Raw genomic sequence first — 22,912 nt, 5'->3', positions numbered from 1 at the left:
CATGCGAAGCGGCCGGGCGCATCCGCGCGACCCTATCGGCCCATCTCATCCCGACCATCCAGCGCTACGGGATTCCGATGCGGCCGCCGACGGAGCGGGTGCCGTCCGCCACGTCGCCCGCCGGACGAACGGTGGCCGAGGTCCCCTCGACCGTGCGGAACAGGCCGTTCATGCTGCCGATGACCTCGAAGGAGCGCCGCGAGAGCTTGCCCGCCGCGCTGGCCGCCGCGTTGACCGGGGCGGCCGCGGCGGGATCGCGCGCCTGTGCCACCGCACGGCCGGTGTCCTTCAGGCCCGGAAGCGGCTTCAACTCGATGCCCTGGTGCGCCGTCTCCATCACGTCGTGCCAGGTCATGGCGGGCAGGGAGCCGCCGGTCATCTTGTTGGTCGAAGTGTGGTCGTCGTTGCCGAACCAGACCGCGCCGACATAGTTGCCGGTATAGGCAACGAACCAGGCGTCGCGATAGGCGTTCGTGGTGCCGGACTTGCCCGCGACCTTGATGCCCTCGAGCTGCGCGCGCTTGCCGGTGCCTTCCTCGACGACCTTGTTCAGCATGAAGTTCATGTCGGCGACCACCTGCGTCGAGAGCACCTGCTCGGGCTTCTCGTCGGCGTGGCGGTAGATCACCTCTCCGCTGGAATTCTTCACTTCCATGGCCGCATAGGGCTTGGCCCGCTTGCCGCCATTGGCGAACACGGCATAACCCGCCGCCTGATCGATGACGTTCACCTCCGCCGATCCGATCGGCAGCGACACCGAGTCGACGAGCGGCGTTGTGATGCCCATGCGGTGCGCCGTATCGATGATCTTCTTGCGCCCGGCCGTGGCGGCCTTGAACTCGTTGGTAATGCCCATGGCCTTGCCGAGCGCGATCGAGATCTGGATCGGGATCGTGTTGATGGACTTGGCCACCGCCACCGTGAGCGTGGTGGCACCGGCGAACGAGCGTCCGTAATTCTGCGGGCACCAATTGCCGAGGCAGACGGGTCGGTCGACCACCCGCGTGTCGGGCCGGTACAGACCGGACGAGAGACCAGTGGCGTAGACGTAGGGCTTGAACGAGGAGCCGGGCTGGCGCAACGCATCGGTGGCGCGGTTGAACTGGCTCTGGCCGTAATCGGCACCGCCCACCATGGCGCGCAGCGCCCCATCGGGATCGAGAACCACCATCGCGGCTTCGTCGACGTCGTACTGGTCGCCGTAGCGGCGAAGGACGTTCTCCACCACCTCGTCGGCCCGCTTCTGGATGGTCAGGTCGAGGGGCGTCTTCACGGTCAGGACGCGGTCGTTGCGCAGCTTGCCCGCATCGGCCATGCCCTTGATCTCGCCGAAGGCCCAATCGAGGTAATAATCGGCGGTGATGTCGCGGGAGCGCGTCACCGGGGTGGCCGGGTTGCGAAGCGCGGTCTGGATCTGACCTTCGGTGACGAAGCCGGCCTCGACCATGTTGTGCAGCACGTCTGCTGCGCGGGCACGGGCTGCCGGCAGGTTGACGTGGGGCGCGTATTTCGTCGGTGCCTTGAACAGGCCGGCGAGCATCGCCGCCTCTGCCAGACTGATATCCTTGAGCGGCTTGCCGAAATAATAATCTGCGGCCGCCACGGCCCCGAAGGTGCCGCCGCCCATATAGGCCCGATCGAGGTAGAGCTTTAGAATTTCGTTCTTCGTCAGGTGGCTTTCCAGCCACAAGGCCAGGAACGCCTCGTTGACCTTGCGTTCCAGCGAGCGCTCGTTGGTCAGGAAGAGGTTCTTGGCGAGCTGCTGGGTGATCGAGGAGCCACCCTGGGTGTTGCCGCCGCCGCGCGAATTCGACACCAGCGCCCGCATCGTGCCGATCGGATCGATGCCCCAATGCTCATAGAAGCGCCGGTCCTCGGTGGAGACCAGTGCCTTGATCATGATGTCGGGAAAGTCGTCGAGCTTGAGCGAATCGTCGTGCTTGATGCCCCGGCGCCCGACCTCGGTGCCGTAGCGGTCGAGGAAGGTGACGGCGAGATCCTGGGCTTTCAGCCAATTGTCGCTGGTCTGGTGGAAGGCGGATTGCGCCAAGGCCAGCATCAGCACGGCGCCGCCGGTGCCCAGCGTCACCGCCTCACTGGTCAGATCGAGGGCGACGCGCTTCCAGCCGCGCACCGAGAAGACGTTCATGCGCTCCTGGAAGCGCTCGTAGGTCTCCCCGGCCGAGCGGCCGCCATCATACAGGCCGGCATTCACCCACGCGTCGAAGGCGAGGGCGGCGCGTTTGATCCGTGTCGTCAGCGAAGTGGCTCTGGGCAGGCGCACGGTGTCGGTTCAGTCCCTCGGGTGCCTTGCGTCGGTGGAGCGCCGTCACGCTGTCGTACCAAGCCTTGCGCCGGTTCGCGAGGCCTCGTCCCTACGAATGCATGCGGTACGGCAAACGTCACCGGGCGGGTCGAAGTAAGATGGCGGTAACCTTGATGGAGGATTGGGGCGCAGCGGTGGCATGCGCGCCTTGACGAGCGGCCGCCCTTGCCCATCACGCCGCCTTGCGGCACAGGACCCGGACGGATCCTGTCCGCAGCCCTTGTTCCTCATTCCCTAAGGTGCCCCCGATGCGGGATCGCACGGCCGGGCGCCCGTCGGGGCAGCCGGCTTCCTCCGAGCCGTTCTGGCGCACCAAGAGCCTGGAGGCGATGTCGCCGGCCGAGTGGGAGAGCCTCTGCGACGGCTGCGGCCGTTGCTGCCTGCTCAAGCTCGAGGACGAGGATACGGCGGAGGTCTATCACACCGATGTCGGCTGTACGCTCCTCGACGGGCACGCCTGCCGCTGCCGCGATTATCCGCGTCGCCAGAAGCGGGTTCCCGATTGCGTGCGCCTGACGCCGGAGGCGGTGCGGACCATCCCGTGGCTGCCGCCGACTTGTGCCTACCGCCTCGTGCGCGATGGACAGGACCTCTACGACTGGCACCCCCTCGTCACCGGCCGGGCAGCCAGCGTGCACGAAGCCGGCATCTCCGTGCGGGGCCGGGTCTCGGGCAACGAGGAGGAGTTCACCACCGACGAACTCCTCGACCGGATCGTCACCTGGCCCGGCCGCACGCCGGATACCGAGGATCCGGAGGACTGATCGCTGGGAGCGCGTCGGTCAGGTCCGTGGGCTCCGGGCCGAGAGCAGCCGGCCGCCCGCCAGAATATTGGCGCCGATCACCAGCCCTACCATCACGAGATGCGCCAGGAGGTCGGTGGCCGTGGCGTCATGGGGGTGGAACGGCACCAGCAGGGCCGCCGCCGCTGCCGCCGCCGCGAGGCCGCCCAACGCCGCCGTGAGGTTCGGGCGCAGCGGGCAGGCCCGCCGGAGCATCAGGACCAGCCCGACCGAGAGCGGAAGCGAGAATCCGAGCAGGAAGACGAGGCAGCCGCCCATTTCGTTGGCGTCGGGCAGGTCGGTGCCAGGCACGATCCAGCTGCGCAGGCAGCCGGCTCCGCTCGCTCCGATCCACAGGGCTGCCGGTGCCAAAGGCAGCAACGCCCAGGCGGTGCTGCGCCCCGGTACGCTGGTCTGGAACGCCGCCACCGCGGCGGTGAGTGCCGTCAGCACCGCACCGAAGGCCGCGATCCGCAGATCCGGCGTCGCCATGCGCAGGCGTAGGGCATCGAGATCGGCCATCGGCAGCAACGCCACCCCGATTCCCAGCGCAGCGGCGAACCAGCCGAGTGCCCGCATCGACGGGGCGGGCAGGCGCCGGACCGGGGTCAGGTCGCCGGCCAGAGCCTCCACGAGACGGTCGTGCCGCAGACCGGCCGAGAGCGCGCCGTCAGACATCCCGGTTTCCCTTTCCTTTCGACACCGCTCCATCGTCCGCCAGTGTCCCGTCATCAGATAACGTCTTGTCGTTCGAGAGTGTTTTGCGCAACGCCTTCAAGGCCCTGTGCAAATTGACCTTCAGCGCGCCCTTGCTGCGGCCGGTCAGGTGTGCGGTCTCGTCCAGCGACCGCTCGCGCAGGGCGAGGTGCTCCACCGCCTGTCGCTGGCCGTCGGGCAAGGCTGCGACGGCCCTGGCCAGGCTTCGCTCGCGCTCGCGCGCCTCGATCCTCTGTCCCGGTGCCGGCCCCGCATCCGCATGGGCCTCGTAGGCGATGGGGTCGTGAACCTCCTGTGGCCGTCGACCACTATGGCGCAACCGGTCGATGGCGCGCCGCTGCGTGATCGCCCGCAGCCATGGCAGGAACGGCCGCGCCGGGTCGTAGGTCGCCCGCGCCTTGTGGATCGTCAGGAGCGTCTCCTGCACGACGTCGTCGACGGCCTCGACGGAAACCCCTTGCGCCCGCGCCATGCCGGCGATCACCGGCAGGCAGTCGCGCAACAGGTCGCGATAGGCCTGGGTATCGCCGTCCTGGGCCGCCGCCATTGCGGCCGAGAGCCTGTCGTCGAGCGTCATAGCGGGCCTTATGGCGGGCCTTTCGTGCGCGCACCATAGCGCCCCGCCCGCGGCGCCGGCCATCCCCGTTACGCCAGCAAGAACCATCGCGCCCTCCGATTCCCGAAACGAAGGGCCGCCCGGCCTCTCTGTCCGTCCGGTATTCGCCGGGGGTACCGTCGCGGTTACCCCAGCGTGAAGCGGTCGACGTCGCGCAGGAGGTCGAGGAAGGCACGGGCGCCATGATCGAGCGCCGCATGCCCGGCCTCGGCGGTGCCGAGACACGCATTGCCGATGGCACCCGACGGGTTCAGATCGCCCGCTTTCCAGGCGAAGGCAGCAGGCCGGCCGGCGCGCAGGTGGGTGAAGTCGCGCTCCATCGCCAGCGTACGAGGCACGAAATCCGCCACGCTCGTGGTGCACACGCAACCGGGCCGCAAGGCTAGCATCAGGGCGGTCTCGACCCCTCCGGCATGAATGCCGTGCCGAATCTCGGTCTCCGGAAACAGACCGTCCGGATAGCCGAACCGGCTCCAGGCAGTGGTGACGGCGACCATGCCGTGGCGCGCGCGCAAGTCTCCCGCCACGAGATCGATGAGGCCGCTATTGCCGCCGTGCGAGGTGACGATGACGAGCTTTTCGCAACCAGCACGATGGACGCCGTCGCCGATCTCGCTCCAGGCCCGCAGGGCGGTCCCGGTAGTCAGACTCAGGGTCCCGGGAAATGCATCGTGCTCGTCGGACTTGCCGACGCTTTGCACCGGCAGGACGAGAATATCGAGATCGTCCGCCGGCAAGGCCCTCAGACGATCGAGATACCCTGCGGCGATGATCGCGTCGGTGGCGAGCGGCAGATGCGGGCCGTGCTGCTCGATGGCCGCCACGGGCAGGACGGCGATGGCACGTCGCATATCCCGGCCCCGGAGGTCTTCGGTGGTCAGGTCGGCCCAGTCGCATATCGGCATACGGCACTCCCTCCGCCGCGCGGCGCTGCCGTCATGCCATAGCTGTCGCTCGCGCCGCCTGTCGATGGACACGGCGGCACCGCATCGAAGTCGAATGCCTGCTCAACCTGTCGTGAGGTTACGCGCATCCCCAATGGCCGCTCGTTCAGCAGGCGAAGACCTGGTTCAGCGCGTCCGGCGCATGAACCAGCCGAGACCGAAGGCCGCCGCGGCGACCACAAGCAAAGTCACGCCTTTGTTGTCATCGGCGCGTTCGGCAACCGCGCGCCCGCGCCGTACGGCCTCGTTGCCGTAATGGCGGCCCCGGTCCTGCAGATCGCCGGCGATCGCACGGCCGCGTTCGCTGGCTTCGTCGGCGAAGTGCCGGCCATTGCGCTGAAAGTCGTGAGCCGTATCGCGCGCTCGACCATAGGCGTGCTGGGCAGCGCCGGCCGCCTGATCGAAGGCGCCCTCGAGCTGCTGGCGCGGACGTCCCGTGACGGCGCCGAGCGCAGTCTTGCCACGGCCGCGGAGGTTGCGCACGCCGCCCTCGAACTTGTCTCTGTTCATGGTCGATCGCCTTTCTTCATCCGAGTTCGCGGAGGGCAGGGTGCATCCACACCCCGACCCGTGGCGCAGGACGGCACCAGCCGTCCCGCGCGTCGGTCCAAAGCGTTCGCTCAGATCTTTTTGACGGCGTCGGCAGCGCTCTGGGCTGCGTTCTTCACGCCATCCTTGGCTTCGCCGACGGTCTTCTGGGTCTCGCCCTTGATTTCCTGGGCCTTGCCTTCGGCCTGGAGCTTTTCGTTGCCGGTGGCCGAGCCGATGCCCTGCTTGATGTTGCCGACGGCCTCGTTGGCCAGACCCTTGATCTTGTCCGTCGTGCTGCTCATCGAAATCTCCTTCTGCGCGGGGGCCATTGTGCCTTCCGCCCTCGGCGAAACCGAACGGTACAGATGACGAAAATGTTCCGGGAAAGCCTCGGAAACGGCACGGCGGACAGGTGCCATCCCGCGTCGGTTGTTGCGTCGCAATAGACGACCAGTTCAGCCGTGCCGCTTCGCAGCATCTCAAATTTTTTATTCACGTGATCCAAAAATTTTGCGGCATACCTGAAGGCAGTAGGGCGGCATAGCTTCTTGAATTCAAAATATCTCTCGATAGAAACAGGCGGGATAACAAGAATTGACCCGAGGAAGACGTTCATGACCGTGCGCGCTGCTGCGCCTGTCCCCGGTGGGGCCGCTTACCCGACCCTGGACAAGGCCGATTCGCCGCCGCTTGGCCGCTGGGGTCAGCTGATTCTCGGCGTCGTCTGCATGTCGATGATCGCCAACCTGCAATACGGCTGGACCCTGTTCGTCGATCCAATCCAGCAGAAGTTCGGCTGGGAGCGCACCGCGATCCAATGGGCCTTCACCATCTTCGTGGTGATGGAGACCTGGCTGGTGCCGATCGAAGGCTGGTTCGTGGACCGGTACGGCCCGCGGCTGGTCACGATCTTCGGCGGCGTCCTGTGCGCCACCGGCTGGACCATGAACGCCTATGCCGATTCACTCACCATGCTGTATGCCGCTGCCGCCGTGAGCGGCGTCGGGGCGGGGGCGGTCTACGGCACTTGTGTCGGCAACGCCCTGAAGTGGTTTCCGGATCGCCGGGGCTTCGCCGCCGGCCTCACCGCCGCCGGTTTCGGTGCGGGTTCCGCGCTCACCGTCATCCCGATCGCCAACATGATCCGAGATTCCGGCTACCAGCACACCTTCCTGGTGTTCGGCCTCGGCCAGGGCATCATCGTCGTGCTCGCCGCCCTGTTCCTCGTCTCGCCGAGCGCCGGGTTCAAGGACCGGATGCTCGCAGGCCGCCCGAGCGTGAACAGCACCACCCGGCGCCAGTACAGCTCCAAGGAGATGATCCAGACCCCGGTATTCTGGCTGCTCTACCTCATGTTCGTGATGATGGCGGCCGGCGGCCTGATGGCGGCGGCCTCGCTCGCTCCCATCGCCAAGGATTTCAAGGTCGCCGGCGTGCCTGTCTCGCTCATGGGCATCACCCTGCCGGCGCTCACCTTCGCACTCACCATCGACCGGGTGCTCAACGGCGTCACGCGGCCGTTCTTCGGTTGGGTGTCGGACAAGATCGGGCGTGAGAACACCATGTTCATCGCCTTCATGATCGAGGGCGTCGGCATCCTGGCGCTCGGCATGTTCGCCCATATCCCGCTGGCGTTCGTGTTGCTCACAGGGCTGGTGTTCTTCGCCTGGGGCGAGATCTACTCGCTGTTTCCGGCGACCTGCAGCGACACCTACGGCGACAAGAATGCCGCCGCCAATGCCGGGCTGCTCTACACCGCCAAGGGCACGTCGGCGCTGCTGCTGCCCGTGTTGCTGACCATCCAGGCGAAGTCCGGTAGCTGGCAGACGGTGTTCTACGCCGCCTCCGGCATGGCGTTCACGGCGGGATTGCTGGCCCTGTTCGTGCTCAAGCCGATGCGCGCCCGGTTCATCGCCCGGAGCTGACCCGATGGCCCGCTGGCTCCGCTACACCCATGACGGTCGCGACGGCTTCGGCCGCCTCGACGGCGAGACGATCGTCGTCCACGCGGGCGACCTCTTCGTCGATCCGGCTCCCACCGGCGAGACGGTACCCTTGTCCGAGGTGGTGGTCGGCCTGCCGTGCCGGCCGTCGAAATACATCGCGCTGTGGAACAACTTCCACGCCGCGGCCGAGAAGCAGGGGCTGACCACTCCGCCGGCACCGCTCTTCTTCGTCAAGCCGCCCAACACCTATCTGGCCACCGGCGAGACCGTGGCGGCCCCCGAGGGCGTCGGCCGCCTCCTGTTCGAAGGTGAGCTCGGCATCGTCATCGGCCGGCGCGGGCGCGACCTCACCCCCGAGGCGGCGGCCGATCACATCTTCGGCTATACCTGCATCAACGACGTCACTGCGCTCGAAGTGCTGAAGGCCGATCCGAGCTTCATGCAATGGACGCGATCCAAGGGCTTCGACGGGTTCGGCCCCTTCGGCCCGGTGATCGCCACCGGCCTCGATCCCGATACGCTCAGCGTCGCGGTGCGGGTGAACGGGCGCGAACGCCAGCGCTATCCGCTCGGTGACATGATCTTCAAGCCGCACGCGATCGTCGCGATGGTCTCGCAGGGCATGACCCTCGAGCCGGGCGACCTCATCGCCTGCGGAACGTCGAATGGGGCCGGACCGATTCCCAAGGGCGCCACCGTGGAGGTGGAGATCGAAGGGATCGGCATACTGTCGAACGGCTTTTCATGAGAGACGCTTGCCGCCCTCGTACCGACGCGGTCCCATCCTTTGACCTCGTCGTGAGGCCCGCTCCGCGGGCGTCTCGGAACGAGGGGATTGCGTGGGTCGGTGCGAAGCCCAACACGACGTTGCAGAGACAATCAGGAACGACAGCATGAGCATCGCCATCGTCGGCGCCGGCGCCATCGGCGGGTTTCTCGGTGTGCGGCTCGCCAATGTCGGCGAGAACGTCACCTTCATCGCGCGCGGGGCCAATCTCGACGCCATCCAGTCGAATGGAATGCGGCTGATCGAGGAGGACGGTTCGCAGATTCACGTGAAAAACCTGCGCGCCACCAAGTCGATGGTCGAGGCCGGCGTTCAGGATGTGGTGCTGCTCACCGTCAAGGCGCATCAGGTCGGGCCGATCGCGGCCGATCTCCACCACCTCATCGGCCCCGACACCGTCGTGGTGACGATGCAGAACGGCATCCCCTGGTGGTACTTCTCGGGCGGCCACGGCGGTGATCTCGCCGGCACGCAGATGGAGACCGCCGATCCGGGCGGCCTCATCGCCCAGCATCTCGATTCCAAGCACGTCATCGGTTCGGTGGTGTATCCGGCGGCGGTGCTCACCGAGCCCGGCGTCGTTCAGGTGATCGAGGGGCATCGCTTCGGCCTCGGTGAACTCGACGGCACGATGAGCCCGCGTGTCCAGGCGCTGGCCCAACGCCTGATCAAGGCCGGTTTCCGTGCGCCCGTGACCAGCGACATCCGGTCCGAGATCTGGCTCAAGCTGTGGGGCAACCTCAGCTTCAACCCGATCTCCGCACTCAGCCATGCCACCCTGGTGGACATCTGCCAGTTCCCGGAAACGCGGGCGCTGGCCGCCGACATGATGCGGGAAGCCCAGGAGATCGCCGGCAAGCTCGGTGTCACGTTCAAGCTCGGCATCGAGAAGCGCATCGCCGGCGCCGAGAAGGTCGGCGCACACAAGACGTCGATGCTGCAGGATGTGGAAGCCGGGCGCCCGATCGAACTCGAGGCGCTGGTCGGCTCGATCATCGAACTCGGACGCCTCACCGACACCCCGACCCCGCATATCGGCACCGTCTACGCCCTGATGCGCCTGCTCTCGCAAAGTCTCGACCGGGCGCAGGGGCGCCTGTCGATCACGGCCGCCTGATTCTCGATCCGCCGGCGCTCGCTCGCGAGCGCCGGCAAGCGTGATACACGCCGACGCCCGTGCGGCGAACCGCCTTCAAGCCATCGAAGGCATCTCACTATGAGGACACCCTTTCCATGGCCGAGACCGCCGCCACCACACTTCACGCGCTGATCCAGGCCGGCGCCGCCGACGCCACCGCCCTGTCGAGCCCCGGCGGCGTGCCGCTGACCTTCGGGCAGCTTCGCGCGCTCACCGACCGCACCATCGCGGCCCTCAACGCGCAGGGGATCGGCCGGGGCGACCGGGTCGGCATCGTCCTCGACAACGGCCCCGAGATGGCTGCCGCCTTCATCGCCATTGCGGCCGGCGCGACCTCGGCGCCGCTGAACCCGGCCTACAAGGCCGACGAATTCACGTTCTACCTCAACGATCTCAACGCCAAGCTCCTCGTGGTGGCCGAGGGCAGCGAGACCCCGGCCGTGGCGGTGGCCGAAAAGCTCGGCGTACCGGTGGTGCGGCTCCAGCCGACGCCGGACCAGGGGGCTGGCAGCTTCACGCTGACATTTCCGGACACCGCCGCGACCCCGGCCATCGACGGCGGCCCGGCCGATCCCGACGACATCGCGTTGGTGCTCCACACTTCGGGCACCACCTCGCGCCCGAAGATCGTGCCGCTCAAGCAGTCGAACGTCTGCGCCTCGGCCCGCAACATCCGGCAGACGCTGGCCTTCACCGCCGCCGATCGCGGCCTCAACATCATGCCGCTGTTCCACATCCACGGCCTCATCGCCGGCATCCTGGCGCCGCTGTCGGGTGGCAGTCAGGTCTCGTGCACGCCGGGCTTCAATGCGCTGAAGTTCTTCGGCTGGATGGGGGAGGTGCGCCCGACCTGGTACACGGCGGTGCCGACCATGCACCAGGCGATCCTGGGCCGTGCTGCGCGCAACAAGGAGGTGATCGCGGCCAATCCGCTGCGCTTCATCCGCTCCTCGTCCTCTTCGATGCCGCCGCAGGTGATGAAGGAGATCGAGGACGTGTTCGGCGCGCCGTTGCTGGAAGCCTACGGCATGACCGAGGCCGCCCACCAGATGGCCTCGAACCCGCTGCCGCCGCGTCCGCATCATGCCGGCTCGGTGGGGCTCGCGGCCGGTCCCGAGATCGCCATCGTCGACGAGGATGGGGAGCCGCTGCCGGCCGGCGAGACCGGCGAGATCGTCATCCGCGGCGACAACGTGATGGCGGGCTACGAGAACAACGACAAGGCCAATTCCGAGGCGTTCACCCGGCAGGGCTGGTTCCGCACCGGCGACCAGGGCACGCTCTCGCCCGAAGGCTATCTGGCGATCACCGGGCGCCTCAAGGAGATCATCAACCGGGGCGGCGAGAAGATCTCGCCGCGCGAGGTCGACGAGATCCTGATGGACCATCCGGCGGTGTCGCAATGCGTCACCTTCGCGATGCCGCACGATAAGCTCGGCGAGGAGGTCTGCGCCGCCATCGTCCTGCGCGAGGGCCAGAGCCTGATGGAGAAGGATCTGCGCAGCTTCGCCGCGGAGCGGCTCGCCGCCTTCAAGGTGCCCGCCAAGATCCTGATCCTCGACGAGATACCCAAGGGCGCCACCGGCAAGCTCCAGCGGATCGGATTGGCGCAGAAGCTCGGGCTGGTGTGAGGCGTCGCTCGCGCCCTATCTGCCCGCGATGTCCGATGGGACGCGGGGAACGGGCGGATGGCCTACGAACTCTATTACTGGCCGACGATCCAGGGACGCGGCGAATTCGTCCGCCTCGCCCTCGAGGCGGCGCAGGCGGACTACGTCGACGTGGCCCGCGTGGATGAGGACGGTGTCGGGGTACTGACCCGCTTCCTCGAAGACCCGGCGATCCGTCGTCCGTCCTTCGCCCCGCCGTTCCTGAGGGACGGCGACGTGGTCGTCGGGCAGAGTGCGGCGATCCTGGCCTATCTCGGACCGCGTCTCGGCCTCGTGCCGGAGGGTGAGGCCGACCGGGTCTGGACCCACCAGATCCAGCTCACCATCGCGGATGTGGTGGCGGAAGCCCACGACACCCACCACCCCATCGCGGTCGGCCTCACCTACGAGGAGCAGAAGCCGGAGGCGGCCCGGCGCGCCGCCGATTTCTGCCGGAACCGTATCCCGGAATACTTCGCCTGGTTCGAGCACGTCCTGACGCGCAACGACGGCACGCATCTCGTGGGCGACCGGCTCACCTATGCCGACCTGTCGCTGTTCCAACTCGTCGACGGGCTGCGGTACGCGTTTCCCAGAGCGACCGCAGCGACGCTCGCCGACAACCCCCACGTCGAAGCCCTCCATGCCGGCACGCGGGAACGCCCCTGTCTCGTCGCCTATCTGGCGAGCCCCCGGCGCATCCCGTTCAACCAGCAGGGGATCTTTCGCCGCTACCCGGAGCTCGACGGGTAGCGTTCGCTCCGGCGCGGGGATGGGCGGCGTCGAAGGCGTCCATCAGCCGGGTGGCATCGACCTTGGTGTAGAGCTGCGTCGTCGACAGCGAGGCATGGCCGAGCAATTCCTGGATCGCCCGCAACTCACCCTGGCGCCCGAGGAGATGGGTGGCGAAGGAGTGGCGAAGGGCATGCGGTGTAGCGCTCGGCGGGAGCCCGAGCGCACCGCGCAGGCTCGCCACCGCATATTGGATGATCCGGGGCGAGAGCGGGCCGCCCTTGGCGCCGACGAAGAGCGGGCCTTCCGGCGCGAGGGCGTAGGGGCAGGCGGCGAGATAGGCCGCCATCGCCTGCGAGACGGCCGGCAGCACCGGCACCATGCGCATCTTGGCTCCCTTTCCGGTCACCGTCACCGAATCGATGCCGGGCACCGGCGCGTCCCGACGTGACAGGCCGAGTGCTTCGGAGATACGCAGGCCCGAGCCGTAGAGCAGAGCGAGCACGGCCGCGTCCCGCGCCAGAACCCAGGGCTCGCGATCCTCGCCCGCGCGCAGCTCTGTCCCGGTCATCGCCTTGGCGGCGGAGATCGGGATCGGCCGGGGCAGGCGCCGCTCCACCTTGGGCGAACGCACCGCGCCGAGTGCCGCCACCGTTCCGTGACTCTCGCGTTCGAGATGGCGTGCGAATGAGCGGATGCCCGCCAGCGCCCGCATCAGCGAGCGACCCCCGACCTCCGCGGCCCGGCGCGCGGCCATGAAGGCGCGCACGTCGCGGGGCTTCAGTGCGATCAGGCTCGGGATGTCGGGGGTGCCGTGGCGGGCGAGCCGATGGCCGAGGAACTGGCGCACGTCGCGGCCATAGGCCTCCACCGTGTTGGCCGCCATGCGGCGCTCGCGGGCAAGCCCATCCTGCCACGCCAGGAAGGCGGCCTGGAGCGCGGCGTCACCCGGAAAGGCGACGGCGTCCGGCGGCGGCGGCGGTGTGGGCTGGAGCATCGCGGCGGAAATCCGTCGGGGGGTGAGCCGCCCACTGAACCCCATCGCGGTTGACGCTCCGTTGCGTTTCCCGGCCGCGACGACGCTCGCCCTTTCCCGATCCGCGGCCGCCGCCTATCTCCGGCAATCGAGCGACACCCTTCCGAACCGGACCTTCATGACCCCGACGCGCATCGTCTGCATCCGCCACGGCGAATCGACCTTCAACGCCGCCCATCGTCTTACCGGGCGGGACCCTGGCCACATCGATGCCCGCCTCACCGAGCGCGGCCTCGGGCAGGTGGAGGCCGCGCGGGCGGCCCTGCACGACATCGCCTTCGATCTGGTGGTGACCTCGCCCCTCACACGGGCGATCCAGACTACGAAGGGCCTCTTCGCCGGCCACCCGGCCAAGCCCAGGATCCTCGTCGAGGTGCTTCACCGCGAGTGCCAGGAGAGCAGCTGCGACATCGGCCGTGCGGCCTCGGTGCTGGCGAGCGAATTTCCGGACGTGGCGGTGGATCATCTGCCGGAGATCTGGTGGCACGCCGAGGGCGCGCCGGATGCGGACGGCATCCATATCGAGCCGCGCCCTCTGTTCGACCGACGCGTCGTCGATTTCCGCACATGGCTGGCCGGTCGGCCCGAGCGCACCATAGCGGTGGTGGGCCACGGCACCTTCTTCTTCCACCTCACCGGCACGTGGCTCGACAACTGCGAGACCGTGGATCTCGACCTGTCCCGCTTGAGGATGTCGCGGTGAGGCGATGCGCCCGCCACGGGAAGTAGCTTCAGCCGCCGGACCCGAAGGCGAGGCCGGTGAGCATCGCCGCGCCGAGAACCAGCACGAACGCGCCGGCGAGGAGCTCGAGACCGCCGACGGCGAGCGCTCCGGTGTCGCCGCGTCCGCCGGCGAGCCGCAACGCTAGGGCCTTGGCGAAGACCGCCAGGCTCGCGAGGGCGCCCGTGGTGAGCGCGGTGCCGAGCGCCATGGCGAAGGTCGCGGCGATGCCGGCCGCCAGCATGCCTTGCGAGGCGGAAAAGACCAGGATCAGCACTGCTCCGGCGCAGGGCCGCGAGCCCGCCGCCAGCACGACGCCGGCGCGCTCGCGCCAGGTGTCCAGGCGACCGATCGCGGCGGCATCGGTGAGGTGAACGTGGCCGCAGCCCTGAGCGCAGCCCCCGCTTTGCATGCCCAGACTCAGGGCGGCGAGGCGCCCGGCCTTGCGCCAGGTCACGGCCAACCCGAGCGCCGCCACGAGGGCGAAGCTCACCGTTTCGATCACGGTGCCGGCCCGGGTCATGCCGGCGGCGGTGGCGTTGAGCAGGAGGGTTCCGATGCCGACGATGGCCACCGCCACCAATGCCTGGAGGAGGGCGGCCGCGAAGCTCAAGGAGAAGCCGCGCAGGAGCGCCCGTTCACCGGCGACGATGTAGCCGGCGATCACCGCCTTGCCGTGGCCGGGGCCGGCGGCATGGAACACCCCGTAGCTGAAGCCGAGGAGCAGCATCGGACCCCAGGCCCCGCCATCCTTGATCGCCCGCATGGCGGTCTGGAGACTGCGCGAGAAACTTGCCTGCAGGGCGAGCAGCCAGCCGCCGAGCCCGGTCGCGGCGGGCGCCGCCTCACGAAATCCGATCCCGAAGGGTGAGCGCGGTGGCGGAACCGCCACGTTCGGCCCGATGGCGAGCATCAAGCCGGTGAGGATCAGGGCGGCCAGCGCGGTGGCTCCGGCAGCGAGGACGAGGCGGCGGCCGAGCAGGCCGCGGGCCGGATCGTCCGCAGCGACGGCCGTGCCTACGGACATGCGACGATGATCCGGTTGGCGAACTGCACACCGTAATTCGACGCGGATGTGAGCGCCTCGAAGAAGGCCTCCGACATGCCCGGTTTGGCGGTATCGGCGGTTTTGGCGCTCTCATTCTTGGGCCGCGTCACCGTTGCGGCGCATCCGGCGGGCGCACCGGAGAGGCGCGCCACGTCCGCATCCTCGGACAGGCTGAACGAGACGAAATAGCTCGGGTCGTAGATCTCCACCGCCGTCACCCCGCGGCCCTGCGCGACGGGCGTCTTCAGGGGGAGCAGGAAGCTCAAGGTGAGCTTGTCGCCGTCCATCGCCATGCGGGGCTCGATGGGATCGCCGAAGACCTGCTCCTTGCCGGCCACCTTGAGCTTGGTGAAGTAGCCGAACTCGGCGAGGTTGGTGGTGTTCTCCGTCGCGAGGCCGGACAACTCGGCCGGCGTCAGCTTGCCGTCGCCGTTGGTGTCGAGCCCTTGCGTCACGAAGGCCGAATACGAACTGTCGAACGTCCAGGCATTACGGATGCCGGTGACGCGTCCGCCCTCGCCATAGGCGATCTCGGCCTTGGTGGTGACCCAGACATGCGGATGGGCGAGGGCCGGCCCGGCCGCCAAAACGCCCGCACCGATGGCGAGGCGCTGCGTCAGGCGCCGGAGGTTTCGAGACGGCGAGGCGGTCGGCATGGCCATGAGGGACGCTCGCGTTTCATGATGAAGAAAGCGTGAAGCCGCTGTGGCCGGGAGCCGACTATTCCTCTCGTTTCAGTGGGGCGAAAGCGAGGCGCGGAGGCTCTTCAAGGAGCCTCCGCGTCCAGCCGGACTCATTCGGCAGCGGCGACGTCGACCCGGTTGCCGCGGCGCGAGAACGCGATGGTGGTCTCGCGGCCATCGGTGCCGAGGGCGCCAGGCACCGAGAGATGCACCGTCTGGTCGGCGTTGAGCGTGGTGACCATCCGGATCACCTGCGGCTGCTCGGCACCCGAATTGACGGTGGCGAGGGTGGCGACGACGCGATAGCCGTCCTTGGTCTCGGTGTAATAGGCCGAGCCGCGGAAGGAGGCGAGGTCGATGCTGATCGGGCGGGTCGCCTGGAGTTCGGTGGCCAGGGCAGCGGGTGCCGCGGCGAAGGTCAAAGTCGTCGCGAGGAGGGCAAGGGTAACGGTGCGCATGAGAGTGGACCTGTGCGGTTACTGTCCGCCGGGAGTGCCCGTACGGAGAGCCGGTTGCACCGGGAGACCCTCATATGCCGTCGGAATGCTGCGTTGCGAAGACAGATTTATTGCAACGCAAAAATGCGCAGGACACATGGCTGAGCCAGATTAACTCTTAGCCATGCGTTTTGTGACGGTACAGTGAAAGGGCGATCACGCCGAACCGATCAATCGCGCCGGGTCAGGGCGGCGATCTCGGCCTGCTCGGCCGCGCTGAGTCTTTGCGGCGGAGGCGTCGTGCGCCGGGACAGGCGCCACAATCCGACGATGCCGAGCCCGACGGCCGCGATCGGCGTCAGCCAGAGCAACAGGGTGTGCAGAGCGAAGACCGGGCGCAGCAGCACGTACTCGCCATAGCGGCCGACCACGTAGGATTGAACCTGAGCGTTATCGTCACCGGCCTGAAGCCGTTCGCGCACGATGAGGCGCAGATCGCGGGCGAGCGGCGCGTCGGAATCGTCGATGGATTGGTTCTGGCACACGAGACAGCGCAGGCCCGACGAGATGTCGCGCGCGCGCGCTTCCATCACCGGGTCCTTCAGGACCTCGTCGGGCTGGACGGCCGAGGCGCCCCCGGCCGGACCGAGGGCGAGGACGAGCGCCAGGGCGAGGCGCCGAGCCGAGGACGCCTTCATTCGGCGGCTGCCATGCCGGACGGCACGGCCTTCACCTTCGCCCGCGCCGGTGCCCCGACCCGCATGCGCCGGTCGGTGAGCGAGACCGCGCCGCCCAGCGCCATCACGACGGCGCCCAGCCAGATCAGCAAGACGAGCGGCTTGTAGTAGAGGCGCAACCCGATACTGCCTTCGGGCATCACCTCACCGAGGCTGGCATAGACCTGACTGACGCCATTGGTCATCAGGCCGGATTCCGTCACGGTCATCTTGCGGCTCGGGTAGAAGCGCTTGCCCGTCTCCACCGTGCCGACGAAGTCGCCGCTGGCGTTGCGGATGGTCAGGAAGGCGGTGGTCTCGGAATAGTTCTCGCCGATGCGCGGGCCGACCCGGTCGAGGGTCGCCACGTAGGGGCCGGAGGCGAGGGATTCGCCGGGCTTGATCGTCTTCAGTCCCTCGGTCGCCCAGCCCTGTGCGGCGATGCCCAGCACCACGATCCCGACACCCGCATGGGCGAGCGCCGTGCCCCAGGCCGAGCGTGGCAGGCCGGCGGCCCGGCGCCACGTCGCGCCGACGGTCTTCGTCCGGCTGCCGCCATAGCCACGCGCCCGCGACACGATCTCCATGATCGAGCCGATGACCAGATAGGCGCCGAGACCGATACCGATGGGGGCCATCATCGGACCGCCCCAGGTCCAGGCCAGCACCGCCAGCCCGATCACCAGAGCGAGGCCGAGCGCCGCGAACAGGCGCTGGGCCGCCGCATGGACGTCGCCACGCTTCCACGCCAGCGTCTGGCCGAAGGGCACGATGAGCAGCAGCGGAATCGCCAGCGGCACGAAGGTGTAGTTGAAGAAGGGCGGCCCCACCGAGATCTTTTCGGAGGTGAGGGATTCTAGCAGCAGCGGGTAGAGCGTGCCGACGAACACCGTGGCGCAGGCGGCGGCCAGGAACAGGTTGTTCATCACCAATGCGCCCTCGCGCGAGATCGGCGCGAACAGGCCGCCCTGGCGCAGCATCGGCGCCCGCCACGCGAACAAGGTCAGCGAGCCGCCGATGAACAGGATCAGGATCGCCAGGATGAACACGCCGCGGGTCGGATCGGTGGCGAAGCTGTGGACCGAGGTCAGCACGCCCGAGCGCACGATGAACGTGCCGAGCAGGGAGAGCGAGAAGGTCAGGATGGCGAGCAGCACCGTCCAGACCTTCAGCGCGTCACGCTTTTCCATGACGACGGTGGAGTGGAGCAGCGCGGTGCCGGCGAGCCAGGGCATCAGCGAGGCGTTCTCCACCGGATCCCAGAACCACCAGCCGCCCCAGCCGAGTTCATAATAGGCCCAGTACGAGCCCATGGCGATGCCGAGGGTCAGGAAGCTCCAGGCGGTGAGTGTCCACGGCCGCACGGCCCGCGCCCAGACCGCGTCGATGCGGCCCTCGATCAGCGCCGCGATGGCGAAGGCGAAGGTGATCGAGAAGCCGACATAGCCGACGTAGAGCAGCGGCGGATGGATTGCGAGGCCGAAATCCTGAAGCAGCGGGTTGAGGTCGTTGCCCTCGGGGGGAGCCGGATTGACCCGTGTGAACGGGTTCGAGGTCGTGATGATGAACAGCACGAACACGAAGGTGATGAGGCCCTGCACGGCGAGGGTGTTGGCCCGCAGCGTCGGCGGGATCGAGTCGCGGGCCACCGCCACCAGCGCCCCGAACAGGGCGAGGATGAGCACCCAGAGCAGCATCGAGCCCTCGTGGTTCCCCCATACGCCCGACAGCTTGTAGAGGAAGGGTTTGGCCGTATGCGAGTTCTCCACCACGTTCAGGACCGAGAAGTCCGACGTAGCATGGGCATAGGTCAGCGCCCCGAAGGCGAACAGGATGCAGGCGAACGTGCCGAGCGCCGCCGGACTCGCCACCGCCCGGAGGGCCCGGTCGCCCGAGCGCGCCGCCCAGACCGGCATGACCGCCTGGACCAACGAAAGGGCGAGCGCGAGCGCAAGCGCGAAATGGCCGATTTCGATCAGCACGAGCTGGCGTCCTTCTGGTGGAATGCGCGCATCATCGCTCGCTGCGCTGTCCGAGCGTCGTGTCGCCAACGGTCTTTTCGCCCGCGGCGGCTTTGGTGTCGGAGGACTTGGTGTTGGAGGTCTTGCTGCCGGGCACCTTGGCGTCGGTCAGGCCCTTGCCCTCCTGCCAGCGCCCCTGCGCCTTGAGAGCATCGGCGACCTCGCGGGGCATGTAGGATTCGTCGTGCTTGGCCAGCACCGTATCGGCACGGAAAATGCCACCGGGCTCGAGCCGGCCTTCCGCCACCACGCCCTGGCCCTCACGGAACAGGTCGGGCAGCAGGCCGCGATACTGCACCTGCACGGTGGCGTTGGTGTCGGTCACGGAAAAGTCTACGGTCTGGTCGGGCCCACGCTGGAGCGAGCCGTCCTTGACGAGGCCGCCGAGGCGGAAGCGGGTACCGAGCGCCACGCCCTGTGCCGCGACCTCGGTGGGCGAGCGGAAGAACACGATCGATCCGCTCATCGCCGACAGGATCAGGCCGAGGGCGAGTGCCAGCACGGCACCGCAGGCGGCGATCAGGATCAGGCGGCGGCTCTTGCGGGTCACGCGGTTTCGTCCCGTCTCGTTGTCGCGTCTCGCAGGCGCCGGGGCGAAAAATCCCGGTACCGGCGGACGTGATCGTCTCTTGCCACTGGCGTAACCTACGGTTTCGGCCGGCGGGCATTCCGGGTCAAGGGCGCCAGCCGGGACCGATTGTCAGGGGCACGCCGGCATCGGGCCAGCGCTGATCATGGTTTGGCCGGCTTGGCGTCGAGGCCGAGTTCGCGCGACAGCTCATCCAGGCGTTCCATCGCCTGACTGTCCGGGCTCAGGGCCATGCGGGCGCGGTCGAGGGCCTGCGCCGCCTGGTTCCGCTCGCCGAGCACGCTGTAGGAGCGCACGAGCCGGAGCCAGTCATCGGGGGTGCCGCCCTTGGCGGCAAGCCGCCGGTCGAGCCCGGCCACCATGCCGCGGATCGCGGCGTCCCGCTCGGTCACCGGCATCGCCTTCACGGCCGCCACCGCCGCCTCGGTTCCGGCCGTCGCCATTTCCTTGGCCGCTTCCGATTCGGCCGTGGATCGGGCGGCTCGGGCTTGATCATCGCCGCTCGGAGCCGTCGAGTCAGCCGCCGGCGCAGGGATGCCGAGGTCGCGCGCGAGATCGTCGAGGCGCTTGGCCGCCTGCGGATCGGCGCTGAGCGCGGTCCTGGCCCGGGCGAGGGCGCCTTGCGCCTTCTCGGTCTCGCCGAGGACGGCGTAGGAGCGCACGAGCCGTAGCCATTCGTCGACGGTGCCGCCCTTCTCGGAGAGCCGCTGGTCCAGGCTGCCGACCATGCCGCGAATCGCGACGTCGCGGCTCGCCGGTGGCAATGCCTGGAGGGCGGCCGCGGCGCCTGGGTCCGGTGCCGCCATGTCGGGCTTCGCCATCCTGTCGGGCTTCGCCATCGGGGCGGCCTCGCCTCCGAGGCGCGCCAGGGTCTCGCGGACCAGCGGCAGCCACGGCGCGTCGGCGGGGGCGCCTTCGGTCATGGCCTTCAGGCGCTGAATCGCCAGGGGGATATCGCCGTCGAGTTCGGCCGAGCGCGCGAGGTAGAACCGGGGCTTGGCGGCCTGAGGATCGAGGGCGACGGCCCGCTCGAAAATGGTCTTGGCCGGCGGCGAGATCACCCCGTTATTGCCCGCCACCAAAGCCTCGCCCCAATCGGACAGGCGCTGCGGGGTCTCGCCGAGAATCCGTGCGGCGGCCTCGTAGGCATGGGCCGCGTCGTCGAACCGGCCCATCCGCATGTAGACCGGGGCGAGCACCGACCAGCCGCGCCCATCGGTAGGGTCGCTGGCGAGGCGGGCCTCGATCTGTCCGATGGCCTTGAGCAGGTCCTGGCCGCCCGATTCCGCCGCCTGACGCTCGGCCGCGCCCTGCGCCGGCATGTGCGGCGAGCCGTAGAGGCCGTAGGCGATGAGGGCCACGAGGGGGATGGTCGAAAGGGCGAAGGCCGAGGCGGCCCGGCGCTGGCGCAGGGCCGGTTCGGCAATTCCGCCGGCCTCCATGCCGTCGGAGTGCTTCGGAGCGTCCGTGCGGTTGGCTCGCAGCAAGCGCCGCGCCGCTTCGGTGCGGGCCGCCTCGGCCTCGGGGGCGGCGATGAGGCCACGGGCGAGATCGCGGTCGATCTCGCGCAACTGGTCCTCGTAGAACCCGGTTTCGGTGGCCAGCGCGCCGGATTCTGGCAGTGCGGCCGGGTTGGCCCGGCGCGACATCGGCCAGAGCAGGGCGAGCACCGCCGTGCCGGTCATGAACGCCAGAATGAACCAGATCGCCGTCATCGCACCCCAGATTCGGTCGAACGCACGCGAAGAACGCCTGCGGAAAATGCATGTAAGTTCACCCGCCGGCCGGCACGATGCGGCTGTCCGGTGACACGGTGTCACGCGAAGACGTGATCGGGCGCGACCTTAGCCGTACGGATCGCGCAGGCCAATGCAGGTCTGGGCCCGATGATTATCCGTGCGGCGCGGCCCCGGCCGGCGCATCGCCGGGCACCTCGATCACCGCGCGCAGGCCACCGAGGGCGGCGGCTTCCAGGCGAAAGCGGCCGCGATAGAGTGCGGCGAGATCGGCGACGATGGAGAGGCCGAGGCCGGAGCCCGGTTTGGTCTCGTCGAGGCGCCGGCCGCGCCCGAGCACCGCCGCGCGGTCTTCGGGGGCGAGCCCCGGACCATCGTCCTCGATGGCGACGAGGAGGTGGGGATAATCGTGCTCGGCCACCGCCTCGGCCCGGATCGAGACCCGGCCGTGGGCCCATTTCGAGGCGTTGTCGACGAGGTTGCCGATCATCTCCTCGAAGTCCTGGCGCTCGCCGCGAAAGCGCAGTCCCGCCGGCACGGTGACTTCGTAGGCGATGGCCTTGTCGCGATAGATCTTCCCGAAGGTCCGCACCAGCCCGGCGAGCGCCGGCTCGACCTCGGTGGAGGCGCCGAGGGTGCCGGCCAGGGCCGCGGCGCGCGCCCGGTCGAGATGGTAGTTCACCTGATCGCGCATCACCGCGGCCTGCTCGCGGATCTTGGCGGACAGATCCTCCGGCGCATCGCTGGCCCCGACCTCGTTGACGATGATCGACAGCGGTGTCTTGAGCGCATGGGCGAGGTTGCCGACCTGGGTGCGCGCGCGCTCCAGGATCTCGCGGTTGGTCTCGATCAGGAGGTTCACCTCGCCGGCGAGGGGCGCGATGTCGCGCGGGTACTCGCCGGTGATGCGGTCGGTCTCGCCCCGGCGAATGGCGCCGAGCGCCGTGCGGAGCTTGGCCAGCGGGGCGAGGCCGAAGCGGATCTGCAGCAGGGTGGTGAGCGCGAGCGACAGGCCGAGCAACCCGAACGTCACCATCAGCGAGAAGCGGAAACGCCCGACATCGTTGGCGATCTCGTCGGCGGGGCCGGCGACCCGTACGGTGTAGCGGCCCTCTTCGCCGAGATCGACGTCGCGCTCGATGATCCGCAGCGGACGTTCGTCCTGCGCCTTGCCGTAGCCCTGCCGGATCTGACCGATCCCGGCCTTCGAATCGGACTGGCTCGCGGGTTTGAGCGGCACGCCGACGAGGGAGCGCGAGGTGCGCAGATCGCGCGGCTTCGCGTCGGGCCGGCCGATCTGCCAGTACCAGCCCGACAGCGGCAGGTCGAAGCGCGGGTCGCTCAGGGTGAAGGAGCGGCTCTCGGGGTCGTTGGGCGAGACGAGGTCGGTGGCGAGGTTGTTGGCGTAGACCAGGAGCCGGCTGTCGAAGGCCCGCTCGGTGTTCTCCCGGTAGAGCGTTGTCAGGATGCCGGCGGCGATGAGCAGGATCGCCGAGCTCGCCAGCAGCGCCGAGGTCGCGAGACGCACGGCGATGGAGCCCCGGCGCAGGGGAAGCCAGGCGGGCAGGGCGATCATACCGGTCTCATGGTCATGCGGGCTCCGCCTCCGACAGGCGTCATACAAGTGCTGCACAGTGTAGGTGGAGATGGTGTCGACCGTGTATAGGGATGGCGCCGCTCGGGAGATCGACCATGGCGCTTCTGGACTTGCTTCGGTTTAGTGGAGAGCGGTTTGGGTAGCGCTGCGTTTCTCGAAC

General features: G+C 68.5%; 21 protein-coding genes and 1 pseudogene. 7 read left to right on the top strand and 15 right to left on the bottom strand.

The window, feature by feature from the left end:
• Positions 1 to 64: 64 nt before the first annotated feature.
• Positions 65 to 2,284, bottom strand: a complete 2,220-nt coding sequence (locus G3T14_RS00110; RefSeq protein WP_163638997.1) for a PBP1A family penicillin-binding protein — start codon at positions 2,282 to 2,284, stop codon at positions 65 to 67.
• 290 nt (positions 2,285 to 2,574) lie between these two features.
• Between G3T14_RS00110 and G3T14_RS00105 the strand changes: the two genes are divergently transcribed.
• Positions 2,575 to 3,090, top strand: coding sequence for a YcgN family cysteine cluster protein (locus G3T14_RS00105; RefSeq protein WP_163638996.1), 516 nt, complete (start codon positions 2,575 to 2,577; stop codon positions 3,088 to 3,090).
• Between the two features lie 18 nt (positions 3,091 to 3,108).
• On the opposite strand, the gene G3T14_RS00100 is transcribed toward G3T14_RS00105, so the two are convergent.
• The 5 genes from G3T14_RS00100 to G3T14_RS00080 all read right to left on the bottom strand — a co-directional run bounded on the left by G3T14_RS00100 (position 3,109) and on the right by G3T14_RS00080 (position 6,218).
• Complete coding sequence (locus G3T14_RS00100) at positions 3,109 to 3,786, bottom strand: NrsF family protein (RefSeq protein ID WP_163638995.1); 678 nt, start codon at positions 3,784 to 3,786, stop codon at positions 3,109 to 3,111.
• Positions 3,779 to 4,402, bottom strand: a complete 624-nt coding sequence (locus G3T14_RS00095; RefSeq protein ID WP_163638994.1) for a sigma-70 family RNA polymerase sigma factor — start codon at positions 4,400 to 4,402, stop codon at positions 3,779 to 3,781. The genes G3T14_RS00100 and G3T14_RS00095 overlap by 8 nt, the downstream gene beginning before the upstream one ends.
• Before the next feature lie 164 nt (positions 4,403 to 4,566).
• Entirely contained in the window at positions 4,567 to 5,346 is a 780-nt protein-coding gene (locus G3T14_RS00090) for a creatininase family protein (protein WP_163638993.1), read from the bottom strand.
• Positions 5,347 to 5,511: 165 nt separating this feature from the next.
• The gene (locus G3T14_RS00085) at positions 5,512 to 5,895 is read right to left on the bottom strand and encodes a CsbD family protein (RefSeq protein ID WP_163638992.1); all 384 of its coding nucleotides are present in this window, start codon (positions 5,893 to 5,895) and stop codon (positions 5,512 to 5,514) included.
• Positions 5,896 to 6,005: 110 nt separating this feature from the next.
• Positions 6,006 to 6,218 (bottom strand): CsbD family protein, encoded by a 213-nt coding sequence (locus G3T14_RS00080; protein ID WP_163638991.1) that lies wholly within the window; start codon positions 6,216 to 6,218, stop codon positions 6,006 to 6,008.
• Between the two features lie 312 nt (positions 6,219 to 6,530).
• Here G3T14_RS00080 and oxlT point away from each other — a divergent pair, with 312 nt between their 5' ends.
• The 5 genes from oxlT to G3T14_RS00055 all read left to right on the top strand — a co-directional run bounded on the left by oxlT (position 6,531) and on the right by G3T14_RS00055 (position 12,189).
• The gene (gene oxlT, locus G3T14_RS00075; RefSeq protein WP_163638990.1) at positions 6,531 to 7,841 is read left to right on the top strand and encodes an oxalate/formate MFS antiporter; all 1,311 of its coding nucleotides are present in this window, start codon (positions 6,531 to 6,533) and stop codon (positions 7,839 to 7,841) included.
• Positions 7,842 to 7,845: 4 nt separating this feature from the next.
• Positions 7,846 to 8,610: a fumarylacetoacetate hydrolase family protein gene (locus G3T14_RS00070; RefSeq protein WP_163638989.1), complete on the top strand. Its 765-nt coding sequence runs from the start codon at positions 7,846 to 7,848 to the stop codon at positions 8,608 to 8,610.
• Between the two features lie 145 nt (positions 8,611 to 8,755).
• Positions 8,756 to 9,766, top strand: coding sequence for a 2-dehydropantoate 2-reductase (locus G3T14_RS00065; protein WP_163638988.1), 1,011 nt, complete (start codon positions 8,756 to 8,758; stop codon positions 9,764 to 9,766).
• Between the two features lie 116 nt (positions 9,767 to 9,882).
• Entirely contained in the window at positions 9,883 to 11,418 is a 1,536-nt protein-coding gene (locus tag G3T14_RS00060; RefSeq protein ID WP_163638987.1) for an acyl--CoA ligase, read from the top strand.
• A 57-nt stretch (positions 11,419 to 11,475) separates the two neighbouring features.
• A complete protein-coding gene (locus tag G3T14_RS00055; RefSeq protein ID WP_163638986.1) occupies positions 11,476 to 12,189 on the top strand; it encodes a glutathione S-transferase in 714 nt (237 codons plus the stop codon).
• Here G3T14_RS00055 and G3T14_RS00050 read toward each other — a convergent pair.
• Positions 12,143 to 13,165, bottom strand: a complete 1,023-nt coding sequence (locus tag G3T14_RS00050) for a tyrosine recombinase XerC (RefSeq protein ID WP_163638985.1) — start codon at positions 13,163 to 13,165, stop codon at positions 12,143 to 12,145. The two genes, G3T14_RS00055 and G3T14_RS00050, sit on opposite strands and share 47 nt — an antisense overlap.
• A gap of 157 nt (positions 13,166 to 13,322) precedes the next feature.
• Between G3T14_RS00050 and G3T14_RS00045 the strand changes: the two genes are divergently transcribed.
• The gene (locus G3T14_RS00045; protein WP_163639262.1) at positions 13,323 to 13,907 is read left to right on the top strand and encodes a histidine phosphatase family protein; all 585 of its coding nucleotides are present in this window, start codon (positions 13,323 to 13,325) and stop codon (positions 13,905 to 13,907) included.
• A 28-nt stretch (positions 13,908 to 13,935) separates the two neighbouring features.
• Here the strand turns inward: G3T14_RS00045 and G3T14_RS00040 are convergent, their stop codons facing one another.
• From G3T14_RS00040 to G3T14_RS00005, 8 genes and pseudogenes are all read right to left on the bottom strand, one after another.
• Positions 13,936 to 14,952 (bottom strand): nickel transporter, encoded by a 1,017-nt coding sequence (locus tag G3T14_RS00040; protein ID WP_163638984.1) that lies wholly within the window; start codon positions 14,950 to 14,952, stop codon positions 13,936 to 13,938.
• Positions 14,943 to 15,629 (bottom strand): DUF1007 family protein, encoded by a 687-nt coding sequence (locus tag G3T14_RS00035; protein WP_163639260.1) that lies wholly within the window; start codon positions 15,627 to 15,629, stop codon positions 14,943 to 14,945. The genes G3T14_RS00040 and G3T14_RS00035 overlap by 10 nt, the downstream gene beginning before the upstream one ends.
• Positions 15,630 to 15,766: 137 nt before the next feature.
• A complete protein-coding gene (locus tag G3T14_RS00030) occupies positions 15,767 to 16,114 on the bottom strand; it encodes a hypothetical protein (protein ID WP_163638983.1) in 348 nt (115 codons plus the stop codon).
• 209 nt (positions 16,115 to 16,323) lie between these two features.
• Positions 16,324 to 16,791: a cytochrome c-type biogenesis protein gene (locus G3T14_RS00025; protein WP_163638982.1), complete on the bottom strand. Its 468-nt coding sequence runs from the start codon at positions 16,789 to 16,791 to the stop codon at positions 16,324 to 16,326.
• Positions 16,788 to 18,791, bottom strand: a complete 2,004-nt coding sequence (locus G3T14_RS00020) for a heme lyase CcmF/NrfE family subunit (RefSeq protein ID WP_163638981.1) — start codon at positions 18,789 to 18,791, stop codon at positions 16,788 to 16,790. The genes G3T14_RS00025 and G3T14_RS00020 overlap by 4 nt, the downstream gene beginning before the upstream one ends.
• A 157-nt stretch (positions 18,792 to 18,948) precedes the next feature.
• A pseudogene (gene ccmE / locus G3T14_RS00015) lies at positions 18,949 to 19,380 on the bottom strand (cytochrome c maturation protein CcmE); the annotation flags it as partial.
• A gap of 182 nt (positions 19,381 to 19,562) precedes the next feature.
• The gene (gene ccmI, locus G3T14_RS00010; protein WP_163638979.1) at positions 19,563 to 21,134 is read right to left on the bottom strand and encodes a c-type cytochrome biogenesis protein CcmI; all 1,572 of its coding nucleotides are present in this window, start codon (positions 21,132 to 21,134) and stop codon (positions 19,563 to 19,565) included.
• 175 nt (positions 21,135 to 21,309) lie between these two features.
• Positions 21,310 to 22,731: a sensor histidine kinase gene (locus G3T14_RS00005; protein WP_163638978.1), complete on the bottom strand. Its 1,422-nt coding sequence runs from the start codon at positions 22,729 to 22,731 to the stop codon at positions 21,310 to 21,312.
• Positions 22,732 to 22,912 lie beyond the last annotated feature (181 nt).

It is taken from the genome of Methylobacterium sp. BTF04 (assembly GCF_010692745.1).
In the GTDB taxonomy this organism is placed as follows: Bacteria; Pseudomonadota; Alphaproteobacteria; order Rhizobiales; family Beijerinckiaceae; genus Methylobacterium.
The sequence above is the reverse complement of the archived record's forward strand: the minus strand, read 5'-3'. Positions and strand labels throughout refer to the sequence as shown.

Excerpts from the sequence above, each read along its gene's own strand:
- G3T14_RS00105 (WP_163638996.1), top strand. The coding sequence starts at position 2,575 with ATGCGGGATCGCACGGCCGGGCGCCCGTCGGGGCAGCCGGCTTCCTCC.
- G3T14_RS00100 (WP_163638995.1), bottom strand. The coding sequence starts at position 3,786 with ATGTCTGACGGCGCGCTCTCGGCCGGTCTGCGGCACGACCGTCTCGTG.
- G3T14_RS00095 (WP_163638994.1), bottom strand. The coding sequence starts at position 4,402 with ATGACGCTCGACGACAGGCTCTCGGCCGCAATGGCGGCGGCCCAGGAC.
- G3T14_RS00090 (WP_163638993.1), bottom strand. The coding sequence starts at position 5,346 with ATGCCGATATGCGACTGGGCCGACCTGACCACCGAAGACCTCCGGGGC.
- G3T14_RS00085 (WP_163638992.1), bottom strand. The coding sequence starts at position 5,895 with ATGAACAGAGACAAGTTCGAGGGCGGCGTGCGCAACCTCCGCGGCCGT.
- G3T14_RS00080 (WP_163638991.1), bottom strand. The coding sequence starts at position 6,218 with ATGAGCAGCACGACGGACAAGATCAAGGGTCTGGCCAACGAGGCCGTC.
- oxlT (WP_163638990.1), top strand. The coding sequence starts at position 6,531 with ATGACCGTGCGCGCTGCTGCGCCTGTCCCCGGTGGGGCCGCTTACCCG.
- G3T14_RS00070 (WP_163638989.1), top strand. The coding sequence starts at position 7,846 with ATGGCCCGCTGGCTCCGCTACACCCATGACGGTCGCGACGGCTTCGGC.
- G3T14_RS00065 (WP_163638988.1), top strand. The coding sequence starts at position 8,756 with ATGAGCATCGCCATCGTCGGCGCCGGCGCCATCGGCGGGTTTCTCGGT.
- G3T14_RS00060 (WP_163638987.1), top strand. The coding sequence starts at position 9,883 with ATGGCCGAGACCGCCGCCACCACACTTCACGCGCTGATCCAGGCCGGC.
- G3T14_RS00055 (WP_163638986.1), top strand. The coding sequence starts at position 11,476 with ATGGCCTACGAACTCTATTACTGGCCGACGATCCAGGGACGCGGCGAA.
- G3T14_RS00050 (WP_163638985.1), bottom strand. The coding sequence starts at position 13,165 with ATGCTCCAGCCCACACCGCCGCCGCCGCCGGACGCCGTCGCCTTTCCG.
- G3T14_RS00045 (WP_163639262.1), top strand. The coding sequence starts at position 13,323 with ATGACCCCGACGCGCATCGTCTGCATCCGCCACGGCGAATCGACCTTC.
- G3T14_RS00040 (WP_163638984.1), bottom strand. The coding sequence starts at position 14,952 with ATGTCCGTAGGCACGGCCGTCGCTGCGGACGATCCGGCCCGCGGCCTG.
- G3T14_RS00035 (WP_163639260.1), bottom strand. The coding sequence starts at position 15,629 with ATGCCGACCGCCTCGCCGTCTCGAAACCTCCGGCGCCTGACGCAGCGC.
- G3T14_RS00030 (WP_163638983.1), bottom strand. The coding sequence starts at position 16,114 with ATGCGCACCGTTACCCTTGCCCTCCTCGCGACGACTTTGACCTTCGCC.
- G3T14_RS00025 (WP_163638982.1), bottom strand. The coding sequence starts at position 16,791 with ATGAAGGCGTCCTCGGCTCGGCGCCTCGCCCTGGCGCTCGTCCTCGCC.
- ccmI (WP_163638979.1), bottom strand. The coding sequence starts at position 21,134 with ATGACGGCGATCTGGTTCATTCTGGCGTTCATGACCGGCACGGCGGTG.
- G3T14_RS00005 (WP_163638978.1), bottom strand. The coding sequence starts at position 22,731 with ATGATCGCCCTGCCCGCCTGGCTTCCCCTGCGCCGGGGCTCCATCGCC.